This is a genomic window from Candidatus Chlorohelix sp. (genome assembly GCF_037138995.1).
Classification (GTDB): Bacteria; Chloroflexota; Chloroflexia; order Chloroheliales; family Chloroheliaceae; genus Chlorohelix.
The window spans coordinates 82,437-102,283 of sequence record NZ_JBAXHI010000012.1 but is presented as its reverse complement, the minus strand read 5'-3'; the positions used below and the strand labels follow the sequence as shown (position 1 = coordinate 102,283).

Below are 19,847 nucleotides of genomic sequence, written 5' to 3'. Positions count from 1 at the left end.
GGGAAAGCCTTGTATTATTTCCCTTTTCGCCACGAAGATTTCAGCAGTTTCCGAAAAATCAGCGAATTGATTGTCAATCAGGTTGAGAGCGTGTTAGTGCAAGTCGTAGATAAAACCGTTACGCGCACCCGCAACGGCAAGGAAATTGTCGAAGTGTTGGTGTCTGACGAAACCGGCATGCTGCGTTGTGTTTTCTTTAATCAAAAAATGGTTTACCAGCTAAAACCGGGAGTGCGGGTGGTATTGAGTGGACGGGTGGAGCGGCGAGAGAATACTATCTGTTTCAAATCGCCTCAATTTGAGCTTGCCGACAAGCAGGAATTATTGAATACCGGGCGACTTGTTCCCGTTTACAGCCTTACCGGAAACCTCAAGCAACCGACTATCCGCCGCATTATCAAAAATGTGGTGGATCAATACGCCCCTAGCGTGCCGGATCATTTGCCCTCCGATATAAAAAGCCGCCAGCAGTTGCCCGACCTGAGCGCATCTATTCAGAATTATCATTATCCGGCAGATTTGGAGGCAAGAGAGAAAGCGCGGCGTAGGCTGGCATTTGACGAATTTTTCCTGATTCAGATGGGCGTGTTGACCAAACGGCGTGAGTGGCAGGAGGAACGCCCCGCCATAGCAATGCGTCCTGACCACGATTTGTTGGATAGTTGGTATAACAGCCTACCCTTTGCTCTTACCGATGACCAGAAAAAAGCGATTCAGAGCATTCTGACGGATTTGAATAAAGATAAACCCATGCGGCGGTTAGTGCAAGGCGATGTAGGAAGCGGCAAAACAGTAGTAGCGGCAACCGCTCTGCTGGAAACCATTGCTAACGGCTATCAGGGCGTGTTGATGGCGCCCACTCAGATATTGGCAGAGCAACACTTTAAGGGTTTGACCGCTCTGTTTAACAAGTTTGCCGAGAGCGATGCCGCAAAAGCGCGAGGCTTAACGCCTCGTATTGCGCTGTTGAGCGGGGCTGTCAAGAAAAAAGATAAAGAAACTACCTACGTTGAAATCTCCGAAGGTAGCGTAGATATTGTTATTGGCACAACCGCGATTATTCAGGAAGGGGTTACTTTTAACAAGCTTGGGCTGGCGATTACGGATGAGCAGCACCGCTTTGGAGTAATACAACGCAGCACCCTACGCGATAAAGCCGATGTTACCAACCCCCATATACTGACGATGACCGCAACTCCCATTCCGCGCAGCCTTTCACTCACAATATACGGCGACCTTGATATATCGGTTATCAAGGAGAAGCCGCCCGGTCGCAAGGATATAAAAACCAAGTGGGTGATGCCGGACGAACGACAACGCGCCTATGATTTCATTCGCAAGCAAATTAATGCCGGACATCAGGCATTTATCATCTGCCCGTTGGTAGAAGAATCGGACAATTTGGAAGCAAAAGCCGCAATAGAGGAGCATGCGCGACTAAAGCGCGAGATTTTCCCGGAATTTGAGCTTGCTCTTTTGCATGGACGGATGCGCCCTGCCGAGAAAGACCGTATAATGCTAGAGTTCCGTGAGAAACAGCAGCATATTCTGGTGGCTACTTCGGTTATCGAGGTGGGTATTGATATTCCCAACGCCACCGTTATATTGATAGAAGGAGCGGATCGCTTTGGGCTGGCGCAACTGCACCAGTTCCGGGGTAGGGTGGGGCGCGGCGAGGCGCAAAGCACCTGCCTGTTGCTGGGTAGCAACGACCTGACTGAAACAGGCACACAGCGTTTGCGAATCATTGAGCAAAGCAATGACGGCTTTTTTCTGGCAGAACAAGACCTGAAAATTCGGGGACCGGGCGAGTTTTTCGGGACGCGCCAGAGCGGTGTGCCGGATTTGCGGGTGGCAGGCTTGGGCGATACCGATTTGCTAGAATTAGCCCGTGAGGAAGCCAATACTCTTTTTCAACTCGACCCGAATATGTCACACTATCCGCTATTAATGGGAAAAGTAGCGGAACTTTGGAATACTGAAGGCGATTTAAGTTAAACACTGAAACAAGGGGCGTTAAGCCCTTTGCCTGTAGCCAAAATCCAAAATTTTATCACGGGAATACTTGAATACATATGCTTGAATCCATCATCTGGTTGCTATTGCTTGAAATTATCGGATTGGTAACACTACCTCTAGCCTTCACTTTCTTTCATTACTTGCCGGAGCGCGGTTACGCTTTTAGCAAGGCGCTGGGACTGCTGCTAATTTCTTTCGTGGTCTGGTTTGCGGGTATGCTAGGCTTACCGTTCACCTCTCTCACCGGGTGGGTGGTTACGCTGGCTTTACCGGGGGGACTGAGCATTTGGCTTTTGCTCAAGGATAGGCGCAAACTGCTCTCCGAAATGGGCGAATGGTTCAGCCACAACCGTTGGTTGGTGGTGATAATCGAACTGTTCTTTATCTTTGCCTATTACTATCTGGTAAATTTGCGCTCGTTTATGCCCGAAATCCGCGATCAGGAAAAATTTGGGGATTTTGCTTTCCTCAATTCGATGGCGCTGCACGATAAGTTGCCTCCCGCCGACCCTTGGATGAGCGGCTACAACATCAATTATTACTATTTCAGCCACTTCATGATAGCCCTGCTCACCAAAATGAGCGGCATTGCTCCCTCGATTACCTTCAACCTGAGTACCCCAATGGTAATGGCAATGCTGGCAAGCGGAGCATTTGGACTGGTTTATAATTTGGTAGCGGTTATCAGAAACAAGGGGGGCTTTGCGGCAATTATAGCAGGGCTGACATCTAGCTTGTTCTTATGCTGGCTTGGAAACCTCTCGGTCATTCGTCAGTTGGTTGCGCCGAGACCGGGTGAAGGGGAACGCGACCCCAATTCAGGTTCTTTCTTTTTTTCGTGGTGGAGTCCCTCGCGAGTCATTTACGACTATATGCCCTCTACGGGTGGAGCTTACGAGTGGCGACAGACCATTAACGAATTTCCGATGTTCAGCTTTTTGCTGGCAGATATGCACCCGCATGTAATGGCGCTACCCTTTGTGCTGCTACTGGTAGCCAGCGCCCTGAATTTGCTACTATCTCCGACAGACGGCGGAGCGCTAACCTTACGCACACCAGAAGGAATCCTGAATTTCCTGCTATTGTCCATTTCCTGTGGCGCACTATATTTCATTAATACGTGGGATTTCCCCACCTTTACGTTATTGATAGTAGGCGTGGCGTTACTACGTGAAATATGGCGAGGGGCTGAAGAAATAGATGCACAGGGTAAAGGCGGGTTGGTGAACACGGCGCTGTTAGGAGGCACAATCCCGCGCAACGAGTTTCGGCTAAGGGGAACGCGTTGGTTGGGCTTTTCTCTCAGGCTAGGCGTGGCTTCGCTGCTGCTTTACACTCCATTTCACCTCACTTTTACCTCGCTGGTAGGTGAGAAAGAATTACCCGACCCGGTAAATCGTATCCCCATTCTCAGCAACATCGGTAAGCTATTCGGCGCAGTGGCATGGGATCGCACACCGCTATGGGGTTATATTTTGGTCTTTGGAATCTTCATCTTTCCTTTGCTTAGTTTCTTGCTGGTCAAAGTATATCCTTACCTGAAAGAACCCTATCGCTATCTTGACGAAAATGATACCGATAATAATATTATGTCAAGCAAGCTCTCACCTGCTAGTTTTATGCCTTTGCTGGTAGGAGTAGGCTTATTTATTCTGTCAGAACTACTTTTTATCACAAAAATTAGCCGCGAAGTAGCGCTGACGGTTGGTTTGGCTTCTGCGCCTATATTAGCGTTAGGAGCGGGCAATTTGGTAAAGCAAATTCTCGTTACCGTTCGTCCTATGCGCCCGGCTTTTGAATTGAGAATCGCGCTGCTTATCGCTACCGTTCTGCTGGTATTGCTGGGCTGGATGGTACATTTTGAACTATACGGTCCGCTAGTAATAGTGGGTAGTTTTGCCGGATTACTGCTATGGTTCGAAACCCGTAAGCCCTACGCGCGGCATAGGAGCGCGGATATTTTTGCGCTGGCGTTAATCTTGCTGACAGTGGTTATAAACTGGGTAATCGAAGTAATATACCTTCGCGATATATTCGAGTCGCGTTTTAATACTATCTTCAAATTCTATTACCAAACATGGCTTTTGTATGGGTTAGCAGGGGCATACGCAAGTTGGCGAGTTATTGAATGGCTCTGGCGACTTGCACCGTTTGAAGTCGAAGAAGAAGAAATCGGCTATATACTTCAGCCAGAACATGCTTTGGCAAGTGTAAGCACAGGCGGGACATCCGGCAAACTCGATTACTCTGAGGATGAGTTAATAGCGGTATCCCGCCTTGAAGAACGCAAATACCTAGCATGGCGTTGGATATGGGCATTTGGGCTGCTGGCATTGATACTTTGTGGCTTGGTTTATCCCATACTAGGTCCCTACGAAAAGAGCGGCAAGTACGCCGCCCGCAAGGGACTGGATGGAGAAACGTGGGTATCGCAATACTACAACGCCGATTATAATGCTATTGACTGGCTTAGGCAGCAAAAATCGAGCAACCCCAATTTTGAGGGCGTGCTGCTTGAGGCTGAGGGCGGTGATTGGAATAATTATTCACGCATAGCTACTTTTAGCGGTTATTCTACCGTACTGGGATGGCTCTCCCATGAAGCGCAATGGCGCGGAGGCAATGCCGCTACTACGGCTGAGGTAAATCAACGCTTCAAGGATATTAATACCATATATGATACCGGCGATTTAGCATTGGCAAAACAATTGCTGGCAAAGTACAATGTAAAATATGTGTATGTGGGATTAATAGAGACAGGAACATCCAGCGCATCGCTTTACTCATCTGTCTATAACCAATATAGTCCACAAGGACTTGCTAAATTCCGCCAATTTATGAAACCTGTTTATGAACAACAAGGTGTAACAATTTACGCCTTAAAATAAAGAGTTGGAGTAGTTATGACCCGCACTTTTCCTGACGATGTAGTGGAATTAACCAGTGAGTTGGTGCGTACCCCCAGCGAGAATCCAACCGGCAACGAAGCAGCGATGAGCGAATATATGGTGGGATGGATGGAAAAAGTCGGCATGGAAGTTCAAATCTTGCCGGTGGAAAACAAACGCGCAAACGTTATAGGACGCTTACGGGGTGCAGGAGAATCCATGCCGTTGGTATATATGGCACATATGGATACCGTACCAATTGGGGAGCGCGATAAATGGAATTATGACCCATTCGGTGCTGAAATTAAAAACGGCTATCTTTATGGGCGCGGTTCTTGCGATATGAAGGGCGGCACAGCAGCAGCAATGATAGCCATCCAGCGCATAAAGGATTCAGGCGCAAAATTGCGGGGCGATTTGGTATTGGCTTGCACAGTGGACGAAGAAACTACTATGAAAGGCATCAGCCACATTGGAAGAATACACGCGCTTGATGAGAACGCTTATTTGCTGGCGATGGAACCTACCAATTGCACCCTAAACGTGGCACATAAAGGGGTTTACTGGTTTACCATCAAAATGAAGGGACGAGGGGCGCATGCTGCCAACCCCCAATTCGGCGCGGATGCAAACCGAGCAATGGCGGAAGCGATGCTTGGATGGTATGAACTGGCAGAAAAAATCTTCCCAGCAAAACTAAAAGCACATCCCCTGTTGGGCTTGCCCTCACTAATTGTCTCCAAATTGCAGGGGGGAGTAAAAACCAATATTGTTTCAGAAATTTGCAACGCTGAAATTGATATGCGCGTCCCCCCTATTATCAGCAGCGATGAAATAATCAGCTATCTTGAAGAAATAGGGCACAAAGCGGCGGAGAAATACGGAGTGAGTTTTGAACTGACCACTCCCACCGAATTGCGCCACCCTGTCGAATGTCGCCCTGATTCTCCGTTGCTTAAAGCGTTTGAAAGGGCGTACACTACTGTAACCGGAAATGCGCCCGAAAAGCAGGGCTTTCTGGCATATACCGATGCAGCGATGCTGGCAATTATTACCGGAAACCAACATTCCACCGTCTTTGGACCCGGCGCTTTGAGAGACGCGCATACTACCGATGAAAAAGTCGAAATCAGCCAACTTCATACCGCAACCGATGTATTGGAGCGAACCGCGCTAGAGTTGCTAGGATAGGAGTTTGTAAATTATGGCAGACAAGACAATTCTTGTGGTGGACGATGAACGCAACATTATCGAATTGCTTAAAATTTATCTGGGTAACGAAGGATATAATGTTGAGGTGGCTTTTAATGGGCGGGAAGCGTTGCGTTTACACAAACAGCTAAATCCGGCTTTGATACTGCTCGACTTGATGTTGCCAGAACTGGATGGTTACGAGGTTTGCCGCCAAATCAGGCGAGAGAGCAATACCCCCATTATCATGCTAACTGCCAAAGGCGATGATGTAGATACTATCGTTGGGCTTGAGTTGGGCGCAGATGACTACATGGCAAAACCTTTCAACCCTCGCGAGGTAATTGCCAGAGTCAAAGCAGTTTTAAGGCGTTCCGACCATACCACCGATCCGTTGAATGAAAAAAATATTGTTATCGAATTGGGTAATACCCGAATAGACCTAGCCAGACATGAAGTAACTGTCAATGGTAAATTAATCGAATTACGCGCTAAAGAATTTGACTTGCTTAAAGTTCTGTCACAAAACACAGGAATAGTGTTAGATCGCGACCGCTTATTGAACCTTGTGTGGGGCTACGAGTATTTTGGCGATACTCGCACGGTTGATGTGCATGTAGCCCATGTGCGGGACAAACTTGAGGGAAGTTCTGCCCAGATTCAGACCATTAGGGGAACTGGCTACAAACTTGTAATTGTTGGATAGCAAAGACTTGCTCACCTTAATCTCTAAGGCAGTTTGTAGAGAGAAAAGATGTTTTACCTAAACCTCCACCCGATTTCGTCTTACTATTTATAAGCCCTTTTCTATCCATAAAACCTATCGAATCTTGCGAAATAAGAGCTGCAAAAGGCGATTTTTATCTAATATCGGCAATATCTTTAAGGTTTCTTCATACTTGCCTCAAAGTTTCTTAAAATCTACCTGCTAAGATAAGTAAGTCTGATTAATCACACTTATCTAATATTGGAGCGAATAATACTAATGTTTGGTACAAAAAAATTAACATTCGAAGCTATTACCCCACAGCAGGGAGAGCAGCGCATCCGTGAGAACAACCCGCTTGTGATTGATGTTCGTGAATCTTACGAATATGCGATGGGGCATATCGCAGGCTCGAAACTTATCCCACTTGGTCAATTGAGCAGCAAGTTAGATACTTTAGGTGAAAAGGATCAGGAAATTATCGTGGTTTGCCAAAGTGGCGCACGAAGCAACCACGCTGCCAATATACTGGCTGCTGCCGGTTTTAACAAAGTAGCCGACCTTAAAGGTGGAATGAGCAATTGGGCTTGGGCAGGGCTTCCGGTGCAAAAATAGCATTAGTCATGCTAAAATAATTCGGCTTTTTATTTATAAATTATTATTATTACACGGTTATTAAAATCAGAAAGAGGTTCAAGTTGGCAAATAATTCAGAAAATAATCAGATCGTAATGTATGGTACAACTATGTGCAGTGATTGCCGACGTGCCAAACAGTTTTTTGAGGCTAACAAGGTTTCTTACAAATGGGTTGACCTTGCTAATGACCCGGACGCAGTAGAATTTGTGCTGGCTCATAACAACGGTATGCAATCCGTACCAACCATTATTTTCCCCGATGGTTCGATAATGGTTGAGCCTTCCAATAAAGAATTGGCAGAGAAATTAGCGGTATTGGTTTAATCCGCTTGACTGCTTAATAAGCAAAAAAAGGAACTGATAAAGCAAATCAGTTCCTTTCTTATTTCTACCCAACTTCCATAGTTGGGGAAATATTTACTCTACCTCCAGCATGAAGCTGAATACTTGCACTTTGCCTCCGTATTGAAATTCCATCCAGAATTTGTAATTGCCGGGTTTATCAAACTTGAGATTATAGAGTAAGGCAGAACCAGACATCGTATGCCCTTGCATACCCATACTGGACATATCTTCCAATTTGGAAATCTGCCCATTGACTAGCTGGAAGCTTTTACCGTCTTGGGGTATAACCACCATAGTTGCCGTTTCACCAAGATAAGATGTGAGGTCATTTAACGGCATACCGCCCTTATCAAAGGTGAAGGCAATTTGATTAGCCTCTCCGGCTTTCAGCATATCTGACAACATAAGAGTAGCCTTCAAATCGCCAAATTGCTGGATAAGCTGTTGGGATTGTGCATTTTCTGCATTTTCCTGCCCATCCCCAACCGTAATATCATGACGAATGAATATCTGTTGCCCGTTCTTCAATTGAATCTGATCGAACAAGGCATATTGCCCTGATAGTGGAAAATTAACCGTAAAGGTGTAAAGTCCTTGGTTGGCTCCTTCTGGACTCAAGTGTTGATAGAAACTCAAGTCTTTGTCTAACAAAATTAAGTTCATCAGCTTGCTGTTAACCGGCTCAATTTGGTCGGTTGTTATGGCTCTTCCTGTCTTTACATTGGTCAAGCGCATAATAATTAGCGCAGGCTGTAGCGGTTGCGGTTTCTCCGGGAAGGTATCCACTTGGATAAAAGTGTCACCCAATTGGAAATTTGCCGAATAATGAGCATTGGTGCCACCCATACCCATGCCAGCTGATGGTTTAGCCATACCCGATACCGGAGTTGAGGATTGAAAATAGGTGGTATAAGCTTGCCATGAAATTAATGCCACCAACCCAAGCATTGCCGCTACTAACCCTGCTTGCCATGCCAGTAGAATCCGGCGTGCCTTTTTCTCCTTATTGTTCAAGGGCAAGGCAAATTTGCTACGGAAACGACCGAGCAACAGTGAATTTGTTACCACCGTAACACTGCTGATTGCCATAGCGCCTGCCGCCAGTATCGGGTTAATAATTCCGAAGATTGCCAGCGGTATAAGCAATAAGTTATAAAAGAAAGCCCAGAACAAATTTTGCTTGATTTTACGCATAGTGGCTTTGGATAAAGCAATACTGGTTGCCACGGCGCGTACATCTCCCTGTATCAGGGTAATATCGGCGACTTCCATCGCAATATCGGTTCCGGTTCCAATTGCAATCCCTATATCAGCTTGCGCTAAAGCCGGAGCATCGTTAATACCATCTCCGACCATCGCCACGGTTTTACCTTCGGCTTGCAGTTTTTGCACCATTAAGGCTTTTTCTGCCGGGCGTACCTCTGCGAAAATTCTTTCAATACCAGCCTGTTTAGCAATGGTTTCGGCGGTACGTTGATTATCGCCAGTCATCATAACCGACTCTATGCCCATTTTTTTGAGTTCGGTGATGGCTTCAGCGCTGGTGGATTTGATTGTATCTGCTACCGCTACAAGTCCTTCCGGTTTGCCATCAACGGCTACAAGCATAACCGTGCGCCCTTCGCTTTCAAGGCGACTCATTTTTTCCTCGATTGAGGATATAAGAGCTATTTCGTGCTGTGCCAGAAGGAGGCGAGTACCCACCAATACGGTGCGCCCGGAAACATTTGCGCTTACACCTGCGCCGGTGAAGCTCTGGAAATTTTGCAGTTCTGCGCCAGGTGTATTAAGTTCAAAACCTCTGGCTTTTGCTTCTCGTACAATCGCTTCACCCAGCGGATGCTCACTACCTTTTTCGACTTGCGCCGCAAACTTTAGAATGGCGTTTTCATCCAGAGCGCCAAGTTTTACAATTCCGGTTACTTCCGGCTTACCTCTGGTAAGAGTGCCTGTTTTGTCAAAAATAATCGCTTTGATATTGCGGGCGCGTTCTAAGCTTTCGCCCCCTTTTATAAGAATACCTTGATCTGCCCCAGCGCCAGTTCCAACCATAATAGCCGTAGGAGTTGCCAAGCCCAAAGCACAGGGGCAAGCCACTACCAGCACGGCGACTGCCGGAAGTAAAGCCGCCTGAAAATTGTGTCCTGTCAGCATCCAACCTGCAAAACTGAGCAGCGCAATAATAATAATCACAGGTACAAATATACCGCTGATGGTGTCGGCAAGTCGTTGTACAGGCGCTTTACTGCCTTGAGCCTGTTCTACCAACCTGATAATCTGGGAAAGTACGGTATTCCGTCCTATTTTATTGGCTCTAACCCATAATAAGCCGTTCTGATTAACTGTAGCCCCGATAGCTATATCGCCCGGTTCTTTTTCAACCGGAATACTTTCGCCAGTGAGCATACTCTCATCAACACTGCTGTTGCCCTTTTCAACGATACCATCCGCCGGAATCTTTTCGCCGGGACGTACCAGCAATAAGTCACCAACTACCACCTCAGCCAGCGGTAACTCATATTCCTGACCATTTCGGATTACTCTTGCGGTTCGGGGTTGCAAGCCCATGAGTTTGTGGATGGCATCGCTAGTACGACTCCGCGCCATCAACTCAAGGTATTTGCCCAAATATATCAGAGTTATGATAAGTGCAGTAGTCTCAAAATAGGTTACGGCTTCTCCGCCGTTCGGTCCTATCGACATTCCACCATCGCTGGCATATTTGTTTCCGAAGAAAAGCAACCATACACTATAAAAATAAGCGGCGCTTGAACCCAATGATATTAGGGTATCCATATTGGCGGAGAAATGGCGAGCAGTTTTCAAAGCAACCTTATGGAATTCCCAACCAATATCGCCCCATACCAAGGTAGTTAAAATAAATAGAAACACGTCTCGTAAAAAGGCGTTGCTAATCCAGTTCATCCCGAACATATTGATGGCAAAAATCGGGATTGTCACTGCGAAAGCATAAATAAGCTGATTTCTGCGGCGTAATAATTCCTTTTGGCGGCGTTGGGTATCTTTGTCTTGCTCTAACGGAGCTTCATCGGTAGTAGCAGATGTCTTTTTCACTATCGGGGCAGCAATCGAAGTTGGCTGTACCGCAACTTCTTGCTCAGCCGAACGCGCCCGGTAGCCAGCTGCTTCTATGGCATTGATTAGTTGCGGTACATTTACTTTATTTGTGTCGAAAAGAATAGTTCCACGTTCAGTAGCAAGATTAACCGCCGCGCTCTCGACTCCTTCAACTTTTTTCAGCTTCTTCTCAATACGTGCCACACAACTAGCACAGGTCATCCCCTCAATTTCCAACTCGACAGAATTATGCTGTGCTAATGTTTCTAAGGGCTTATCATTTATCTTTACAGCGGTTGTAATTGGTGTAGGTTTCTCTTCTTCCAAAGGAGTAGCTTTGTAACCGGCATTTTCCACCGCTTTAACCAATTCGGTAATGCCTACCTGTTGCGAATCAAAAGAGACAGTACCTTTTTCAGTGGCTAGGTTGACGGTTGCTTCCAGCACTCCGGGTACTTTCTTCAATTTCTTTTCAATGCGTATCACACAACTGGCGCAAGTCATCCCTTCTAGGGTCATTGTTATAGTAGATTTTGTGTTATCTAAATTATTTTCGTCTGAATTGGATACATCCGAGTGCCTGTTAAGAAGCTCAGACATTTTATAACCTCACTTTCAGAGAAAAGGGCTGACCATGCAAATTCATTTTTGGTCCTTGAAAATTTTTATATGTAAATTTATTATATATATAACTGCAACAGCCACTGACCTTTTCCAAGTTTGTCAGTGGCTGTTTAACACTCAGCTTTGATTCAGACTTGCTAACCCAATTATATTATAGAACTTTGGCTTTGTAACCAACTTGGGATATTGCGCTAATAATTGTAGCCTCATCCATTTTCTGTTCGTCAAACTGGATTTCGGATAGCTGCCGCGCATAGTTGGTTTTCGATTGGAAAATACCTTGTAATTCTTCCAATTCTTCATCTATTAGCAAAGCGCAGCTAGTGCAATGCATTCCTTCTATTTGAAGCTTCAATTTCTTCATTTACAACACCTACCAATTTGTTAAACTACAGTTAATTTACCCGAATACATGCCCATGCTGCATATGTAGCGAATAACTCCGGGCGCTTGTGCCGGAAGGTCAATATCTACCTGACCAGTAATAGGTAAAACTTTCCTGATGCCAAAACTTCCAATAGTGAACGAGCGCGTGCAGCCAGTTGTGTTATTTGTTACCAATCTAAGGCGAATCGGTTTGCCGCTGCTAACCCGTTCTATATTGGGGACATAGGCTTCATCTTCCACTTTGATAACTACTAATTGATAATCGCCTTCTTGAATAGCGGCGGAGGCTGTACCAACTGCATTTACGCTTTTGTTGTTCGGAAAGATTGAAGCGGTAATAGTGTTGATACTTATCGGCGATTCTAGCAGGTTCAATGCGCTATTAACTGAGAAAAGGGATAGTAGGATAATAGCAATCGCTGCTATTTTCATAAATTTGGATTGCAATGCCGCCCCCAACCGTGAAGCGAAATAGCCTAATGTAAAGAATACTGGAGTAGTGCCTAGAATAAATGCGCCCATAATCAGTGCGCCGTTAATCGCATTGCCAGAGCTTATCGCCAACGCTTCCATAGCTACGGTAGTGCCGCAGGGAATCAATACGGTTAAGGTACCAAGTATAGCGGTTGTGTAGAAATCATCGTTCTTACTAAAACGGCGCAGATAGCGCATTACCGGGCGCGGCGGCTGTATCATCACATACCGGAAAATAGGGTGTACTTCGAGTAAATTTAAAGCAGTTGCCAGCATAAATAAACCCGCCAGTAGGTTTATTATACCCTGAATTGTATTTGTCATAGTAAGCAAAGAGCCAACCCAACCCAATACTCCGCCTAGCAAGGTATAGGCAGTCAGCTTACCTATAAGAAACACTAGAATATTCACGGCATGCCCGCCATCTTTCTTAGCAAGCTTTTGGCGGTTTTGCTCGCGCTGCGCTATTGAAGTTGCCAGCAAACCGCTCTGGACTGCCAAGCAAGATAGACCTCCCATTGTTAGTCCCGTTAAAAAGACCAACAATAAGCTGCCCACATCTGAAAATGAAGCAATACTATCAACCTTAAAAATCAAAGGTAAAGCAAGAATAGCCAAACATCCCACACCGAGTAGTACCATTATTATTATGCTTGCATTTCTGTTGGTATTCTTGCCCAATTGAAGGGGTGTATTAGTTTTGGCTTTTATTGATAATTCTGGAGAGTGTGTTTGAATAGCGGTCTGTTCTATAATTTTTGTTTTAAATTCTGTTGCCATTGATAAACTCACTTGTTTCGTTATCGGCAAAGCTTTGACGAGCTTTGATTTTAGATTATACGCTCTATATTGTGAGCAAAAACCACAAATAATCCTTTTCAGCAAAGTATGCCAACAGGCAAAATCAAGCGGATTATTAGGCTAGATAGCTTATAGTACCGGAAATTTACTTACAGATGTGAAGCTCTGGGCAAACTATAAGAGTTAATTAAATATTATTAAACGGTGATGCTTTTAGTTTTAATTTTCTGCTAGGTAATTAAATCCCCCACATTTCTGTAAGGATTTACCCTACAAAACCCTGCCTACTGCTAGAATCATTATATAAAAGCAAACGCTTTAGTCAAGTTTCTATATAGTAATTGGAAAAATTAATTTTTATTCATATAAAATAAGCAAATATACACCAGTATTTTTACCATAGTAATAAATTTCACCTGCTGAAGCTAAAGAGCAAAGCTTTGCACCCATTTTTATCTAAAGAAGTTTGCCTGTATTATTGATAAAATAACCCTCCAATCTAGTTCTTCGGCTGGCGGTAATAGCGCACAGCCCAGTTATATTTTGGTCCGAATCTGGCAAAACGGACGCACTTTGAACCTGATAATCTGTTGCTACGCCCTATTAAATGCCTATATTTGAACTTAATTGAGCTATTTTCCGCCTACCGGAAGCTAGTTCTTTTTCATGCTTGCTTATCTACCCAATCGCAACTAGTTAGTTTAGCACAAACTAAGTATAAAACGGTTAGGCAAGTAAATAAATAGTTAAAAATGGTAAAAGAATAGTTAAAATTAAAGGCTTTGTTATTTTTCTCATTTAATTCTAAGATTACTAATCTTAAATTGACTAGGAAAAATATATTTATATAATATTATCTAGGATTAACAAAATTATTTACCTGTAGAGAGAAATCTTTACCGAACGTATGTTATAGGGCTTTGTCTCCTGTTAGAGCCTTAAAAAGGCTGGAGGCAAAAAGAATTGTTATTTTAGTGGAACTAATCTGCTCGCACTGGTAGCTAGATAGTATGACACTTAAGAACTAATTCCCCTGATTATCATTCCAATCTAATAGTAATACTGCATTTGACTATTGCAGAAGTTGGCATAGTCGCAGAGTATTCATTTGCTCAAAGAATAGGTAACGCCTTATCGGGTTCATCCAGCTTGATGTACTCTGGACTTTTTGTTGCCTATTCTCAGGTAGTTAAAAAATAAAACTTAATTAATGTAGCAAATTACCAATTTATTCTTAGTTAGCTCGTATTTCCCGCTCTTGCCTCTCAAGTTGTTAGGCAAAAAAGTGACATGTAAGGAGTATTGTATGAAGCGGAGAAAGTTTGTAATAGGATTGGGGGCAACAGGCGCCGCATTAGCTGTTACGAGGTTGGGGAACTTTACAATTCCTGCAAAGACAGCATATGCACAGACCTCTTCTACTATGGGTATGTATGATACTAGTCACCTGCCGTATTTACTGAAGCGTAGAGTTACGCATGCAGATAGGAAGTTATCGGCTTCCTATAAACCAAAGAAATCTAGCTACCGCTCAGGTTTGTCAGGTGTTAACGCGAATGGGATGACTATACAGGCTGCCACCGCCACCGTAGCCTCTCCCATCCCCGGCGGTATCCCTGATTACTTCGGTGATACCCCTAACTATGCCTTGAGTCCAATAATTCCTAAATTTGTCGACTCGCTGCCCGGCTTGACCTCGCTTAAAGGCGTTGGTCCCGGTTTCGGCGCTAATAGTATCGGAAACTATCTCCCGATTGCAGCTCCTGATACCACCACATATGCCGATTCCGATTATTATGAAATCGGTTTGGTTGAATATGAAGGTCAATTCCATTCCTCGTTGGGTAAAACCAAGTTGCGCGGCTATGTGCAGCTAAATACCGTAGATAAAAATAATGTTCCCCTCACAGACCTCTTAGGCAATCCGGTTACAACCACCCCTCATTACCTTGGTCCGGTGATTCTTGCCAATCGTTACTTTCCGGAATACCCTGCAGGTGCTGTAATTAATGACCCGCTTGACCCAAATAATCCGTTGAATGGTCAAACGAATGGGAAACCAGTTCGCATCAAATTTGTAAATAAATTGCCTACCGGCTCAGGCGGCAATCTTTTTATCCCGGTTGATACTACTGTGATGGGTGCCGGAAGCGGTTACGACAATGCCGGTACCACCGCCGGCATTTATACCCAGAACCGCGCTACACTTCACCTGCACGGCGGTAATACTCCATGGATCAGCGATGGTACTGCCCATCAGTGGACGGTTCCGGTTGGTGAAACTTCTACAACCTTGACCAAGGGTGTCAGCGTACAGTATGTTCCCGATATGCCAGCCGCCGGCTTGCCACCCATCGGTGACGGCGAGCTTACCTTCTACTGGACCAACCAGCAAAGTGGACGCTTGATGTTCTATCACGACCACGCTTATGGCATTACCCGTCTGAACGTGTATTCCGGTGAAGCAGCAGGCTACTTGCTACAAGATCCATATATAAGTGGAATGGTGAAAGATGGGTTGATTCCTGCTATTACCGATGTAGTGCCGCTGGTAATTCAGGACAAAACCTTTATTGATCCAACTACTATTGCTAAACTTGACCCTACTTGGCCCTTTACTACTGATGCGACCGGACAAACCCTGACGGTTGATGCAACTCGAAATGACTTGTGGTTCCCCCATGTATATATGCCGAACCAGAATCCCTATGACCCTAGCGGGGCGAACGCAATGGGACGCTGGGATTACGGGCCGTGGTTCTGGCCTCCATTTACCGGTCTTGCAAATAAGCCAATTGCAAATCCTTATTATAATGCCGCTGTAGTCGGTTCATCACCGGAAATTCCGGGATTTCCCCTTGATGCGACTAAGACGAAGCAATCCCCTTCGATAGTGCCAGAAGGCTTTATGGACACTCCGATAGTCAACGGTCAGGCTTACCCTTATATAACTGTTGATCCGAAGGCTTATCGCTTCTTGATTTTGAACGCTTGTAATGATCGCTTCCTCAACCTTCAGCTTTACAAAGCCACCGGGATTGTGGGTAGCATTACTCTTACAACTGCTGGAAGTGGCTATCAAGCTGCTCCTACCGTTACTATAGATGCTCCTATTGCTGGTGGTAGTGCCGCAACAGCTAAAGCTGTAGTGTCCTTTGGGGTTGGCGCTATCAACGTGGGCTTTGCAGGTAAAAGTTATCCTACAGCCCCAACTGTAACCATTTCCGATCCTTCTATTCCTTTAACTGCTGGCGGTGTCACAGCTACCGCAACGGCTACCATAGATGCAACTGGAGCTGTTACCGGCTTCAATATTACTAATCCGGGTGCAGGCTATACAGTGGCACCGTTTGTTACTATATCTGCTAATCCTAATGGAGCTACCAAAAGCGCAACCGCAACCGCTACGCTGGATACTGTTACTGGCGGACCTGTTGTCAGCATCACTTTGGTAAGCTCGGGCAGTGGATATACCACGCTCGACAACCCACAAGTAAAGATTTCCGCTCCTCAGGCTAGTGGAGGCGTAAATGCTGTTGCCACCGTTACTGTGTACACGAATCCGACTGAAGTTGGTATGGTTCCAGCTACGCCTGGTTCGTGGCCCGCAGGCTGGCCTACACCCGATGGACGCGAGGGGGGCTTTCCTGATCCGGCTAATGTGGGTCCTTCTTTTATCCAATTCGGTACTGAAGGCGGTTTATTGCCTGCACCTGTAACAATCCAGAATAGACCGATTGGTTATGACTACAACCGCCGGAGTATCGTGGTGCTAAACGTGCTTGAAAAAGCTCTGTTTATGGGATCTGCCGAACGCGCCGATACTATTATTGACTTTTCCCAATTTGCCGGACAAACCCTGATTCTTTATAATGATGCACCTGCTCCGGTTCCGGCTTTCGACCCACGCAATGACTATTACACCGGCGCGCCAGATCACTCGTTGGCTGGTGATGGTACTGGTGGTGCGCCTACGACAAAGCCCGGTTTTGGTCCCAATACTCGCACCATTATGCAAATTCGGGTTAATAATACTACTCCCGCGGCGGCATATGCGACGACAAAGCTCCCTACCTTCACAACAAGGTTGGCTGATGCATTCGCCAAGTCACAGGATAAAATCATTGTCCTGAACAATAAATATAGTAATGCTTATGGCTTGAATATCCCGGCAGATGCTGGTGTCCGAATCCAAGACACTAAACATAGCGTCTATAACAATGTGGTTTCTGCTATTCCGGTTTCTAATGGTGGCTCAGGCTATATTGATATTCCAAATATCAAAATTAGCGGAGGCAATGGTTTAGGCGCAACGGCGGTTGCCAATATGAACTGGACTACGGCGATTGGTTCCTTCAAACTGCTGAGCGGTGGCGCAGGTTATACCCAACCTCCAACAGTCGGCTTCAGCGGCGGGGGCGGAAGCGGTGCAGCGGCAACTGCGTATCTTTCTCCGACCTCGGTAAAAGTGCAAACTTACACAGTAACCAATGGCGGTACCGGCTACACTTCGGCTCCAACAGTAGGCTTCACCGGTGGCGGTGGAAGCGGTGCTGTGGCTACTGCAACACTCTCATCTGGTGGTTCATTAAGCGGAATTACTATTACGAACGGTGGCAGTGGTTATAACAGGGCGCCAACTATAACCGTATCTGCTCCTCCACGTGGTGGGACTACAGCAACGGCTACTGCAACAACAGCTCGTAGAGTCACTACACTTAATTTAACCAATGGCGGTACTGGTTATACTTCCGCTCCAACTATAAACATTACCGGTGGTGGTGGAACAGGCGCAACCGCAACGGCTGCTGTCTCTGGTGTTGTAGCCAGTATAGCTGTTGGAAACGGTGGTAATAATTATAACAGGACTCCCACTGTAACTATCAGCGGCGGTGGTGGCACCGGTGCAACTGCAACGGCTACAGTAACTGGTCGTAGAATAACCGCGATCACTATTACTAACCCAGGTACAGGTTATACAAGCGCTCCAATAGTCGGCTTCACCGGTGGCGGTGGAACAGGCGCGGCTGCAACGGCAACTATCGCTAATGCAGTAGTCAGTCTTACGGTTACAAACGGTGGCACGGGCTATACTGGAACTCCAACAGTCGGCTTCACCGGTGGCGGCGGAACGGGCGCGGCTGCAACGGCTACTGTTGCAAGTGCGGTTGCTACTATTACGCTTACTAATGCAGGTAGGGGTTATACTACTACTCCAACGGTAACTTTTAATAATGGCGGTACCGGTGGAAGCGGCGCGGCTGCAACAGCTGTAATGGCTAGTGGGGTTGCCAGCATCACTGTAACAAGTGGCGGTAGTGGCTATACCTCAGTTCCAACTGTAACCTTCACCGGTGGCGGTGGTACCGGCACAGTAGCCCCTACTGTTCAACTTGCACCGACCTCGGTTGCGGGAATAAATGTTACTACCGGCGGTAGTGGTTATACCTCAGTTCCGACTGTAACTTTCACCCGTGCTGTTGGTACAACCACCGGTGGTGGCGCGGCGGCTGTGGCAGTGTGGGCGCACGACCGCACGGTAGCATCTGTTACCATTACTAATGGAGGTGGTGGGTTCTTAAGTGAACCGACGGTTACCTTCGATCCAGCACCGACTGGAGGTGTCACTGCGACAGCGGTTAACAATATTGCGGTGATAGCTCAAAACAACCTGACTATGAATCTGGAGCCAAAAGCTATTCAGGAACTGTTCGAGACAGAATACGGTCGGATGAATGCAATCTTGGGGTCTGAAATTCCGAACACCACCGGAGTGAACCAGACGACGCTCCCGAATGCTTTCATTGATCCGCCTAATGAAATCATCAAAAACCCTAATTTCACCCAACCGATTGGTTCAGCGGAAGATGGGACCCAAATCTGGAAGATCACGCATAATGGCGTAGATACACACGCGATCCACTTCCACCTGATGACAGTACAGTTGCTCAACCGAGTAGGCTGGGACGGTGCGATGAGGCCGCCGGAAGACAATGAACTGGGCTGGAAGGATACCGTGAGGATGAACCCATTGGAAGACTGTATTGTGGCTTTGCGACCTTATGCACAAACACTACCCGCTAGTTGGGGTGGGCTTCCCAACAGCGTTCGTACATTGGATCCTACCCAAAAAGTTGGCGGAACTATGGGATTTACCGGTGTAGATCCTAATAACCTGCCGGCGCCGGTTACTAACGATAAGATTAACTTTGGATGGGAGTACACGTGGCACTGTCACCTGTTGGGTCACGAAGAGAACGATATGATGCGCCCTATCATCTTTGGGGTAGCTCCAGACGCTCCCATTGCTACTGCTACCGCTTATCCAGCGTCCCCAGCGCCGGGTCGAAGAGTGGTAGTGAACTGGACAAGTCTTGCTAAAAACGTTACTGGTTTTACCGTTGAGAGATCTACTTCGTGGGATTTCGCTACGAAGACAACTGTGGGAACTGTAGGAGCAACAACTTATACCATTACTGATACCACTGTTACCGCGGGGACTACCTACTTCTATCGGGTAATCGCCAACAACGTGGTAGGTTATACCAAAACATATCCTGCCGTCGGTACAACTACGGTTGGGTATGCAAACACTTCATTCGACTCGAAGCCTAGCGCCTCAATCGCGGTCTCAGCGTTGTAATCACGCCTATGCAATTCAGGGGGGAGAAATCCCTCCCTGAGTTTCATCAATAT

The 19,847-nt window shown here is 46.2% G+C and carries 10 protein-coding genes; 7 read left to right on the top strand and 3 right to left on the bottom strand.

Annotation, left to right across the window (positions count from 1 at the left end; genetic code table 11):
- From recG to WCK19_RS07950, 6 genes are all read left to right on the top strand, one after another.
- Nucleotides 1–1,998, top strand: a 1,998-nt coding sequence (gene recG, locus WCK19_RS07975; protein ID WP_342396847.1) for an ATP-dependent DNA helicase RecG, incomplete at its 5' end; no start/stop codon positions are given.
- Between the two features lie 77 nt (nucleotides 1,999–2,075).
- Nucleotides 2,076–4,907, top strand: coding sequence for a DUF2298 domain-containing protein (locus WCK19_RS07970; protein WP_342396846.1), 2,832 nt, complete (start codon nucleotides 2,076–2,078; stop codon nucleotides 4,905–4,907).
- A gap of 15 nt (nucleotides 4,908–4,922) precedes the next feature.
- Nucleotides 4,923–6,098: a M20 family metallopeptidase gene (locus tag WCK19_RS07965; protein WP_342396845.1), complete on the top strand. Its 1,176-nt coding sequence runs from the start codon at nucleotides 4,923–4,925 to the stop codon at nucleotides 6,096–6,098.
- 13 nt (nucleotides 6,099–6,111) lie between these two features.
- Nucleotides 6,112–6,804, top strand: a complete 693-nt coding sequence (locus tag WCK19_RS07960; RefSeq protein ID WP_342396844.1) for a response regulator transcription factor — start codon at nucleotides 6,112–6,114, stop codon at nucleotides 6,802–6,804.
- Between the two features lie 279 nt (nucleotides 6,805–7,083).
- Complete coding sequence (locus WCK19_RS07955) at nucleotides 7,084–7,419, top strand: rhodanese-like domain-containing protein (protein WP_342396843.1); 336 nt, start codon at nucleotides 7,084–7,086, stop codon at nucleotides 7,417–7,419.
- Nucleotides 7,420–7,502: 83 nt separating this feature from the next.
- Nucleotides 7,503–7,766, top strand: coding sequence for a glutaredoxin domain-containing protein (locus WCK19_RS07950; protein ID WP_342396842.1), 264 nt, complete (start codon nucleotides 7,503–7,505; stop codon nucleotides 7,764–7,766).
- 93 nt (nucleotides 7,767–7,859) lie between these two features.
- Here WCK19_RS07950 and WCK19_RS07945 read toward each other — a convergent pair whose 3' ends face one another.
- From WCK19_RS07945 to WCK19_RS07935, 3 genes are all read right to left on the bottom strand, one after another.
- Nucleotides 7,860–11,465 carry a heavy metal translocating P-type ATPase gene (locus tag WCK19_RS07945; RefSeq protein WP_342396841.1) on the bottom strand — a complete coding sequence of 1,202 codons (3,606 nt, stop codon included), beginning with the start codon at nucleotides 11,463–11,465 and terminating at the stop codon, nucleotides 7,860–7,862.
- Between the two features lie 175 nt (nucleotides 11,466–11,640).
- A complete protein-coding gene (locus tag WCK19_RS07940; protein WP_342396840.1) occupies nucleotides 11,641–11,853 on the bottom strand; it encodes a heavy-metal-associated domain-containing protein in 213 nt (70 codons plus the stop codon).
- Between the two features lie 20 nt (nucleotides 11,854–11,873).
- Complete coding sequence (locus tag WCK19_RS07935) at nucleotides 11,874–13,130, bottom strand: sulfite exporter TauE/SafE family protein (protein WP_342396839.1); 1,257 nt, start codon at nucleotides 13,128–13,130, stop codon at nucleotides 11,874–11,876.
- Nucleotides 13,131–14,457: 1,327 nt separating this feature from the next.
- On the opposite strand from WCK19_RS07935, the gene WCK19_RS07930 reads away from it, so the two are divergent.
- On the top strand, nucleotides 14,458–19,794 hold the full coding sequence (locus tag WCK19_RS07930) for a hypothetical protein (protein WP_342396838.1): 5,337 nt from the start codon (nucleotides 14,458–14,460) through the stop codon (nucleotides 19,792–19,794).
- Nucleotides 19,795–19,847: the final 53 nt, after the last annotated feature.

Coding starts and splice junctions, on each gene's coding strand:
- WCK19_RS07930 (WP_342396838.1), top strand. CDS start 14,458: ATGAAGCGGAGAAAGTTTGTAATAGGATTGGGGGCAACAGGCGCCGCA.
- WCK19_RS07935 (WP_342396839.1), bottom strand. CDS start 13,130: ATGGCAACAGAATTTAAAACAAAAATTATAGAACAGACCGCTATTCAA.
- WCK19_RS07945 (WP_342396841.1), bottom strand. CDS start 11,465: ATGTCTGAGCTTCTTAACAGGCACTCGGATGTATCCAATTCAGACGAA.
- WCK19_RS07970 (WP_342396846.1), top strand. CDS start 2,076: ATGCTTGAATCCATCATCTGGTTGCTATTGCTTGAAATTATCGGATTG.
- WCK19_RS07955 (WP_342396843.1), top strand. CDS start 7,084: ATGTTTGGTACAAAAAAATTAACATTCGAAGCTATTACCCCACAGCAG.
- WCK19_RS07965 (WP_342396845.1), top strand. CDS start 4,923: ATGACCCGCACTTTTCCTGACGATGTAGTGGAATTAACCAGTGAGTTG.
- WCK19_RS07960 (WP_342396844.1), top strand. CDS start 6,112: ATGGCAGACAAGACAATTCTTGTGGTGGACGATGAACGCAACATTATC.
- WCK19_RS07940 (WP_342396840.1), bottom strand. CDS start 11,853: ATGAAGAAATTGAAGCTTCAAATAGAAGGAATGCATTGCACTAGCTGC.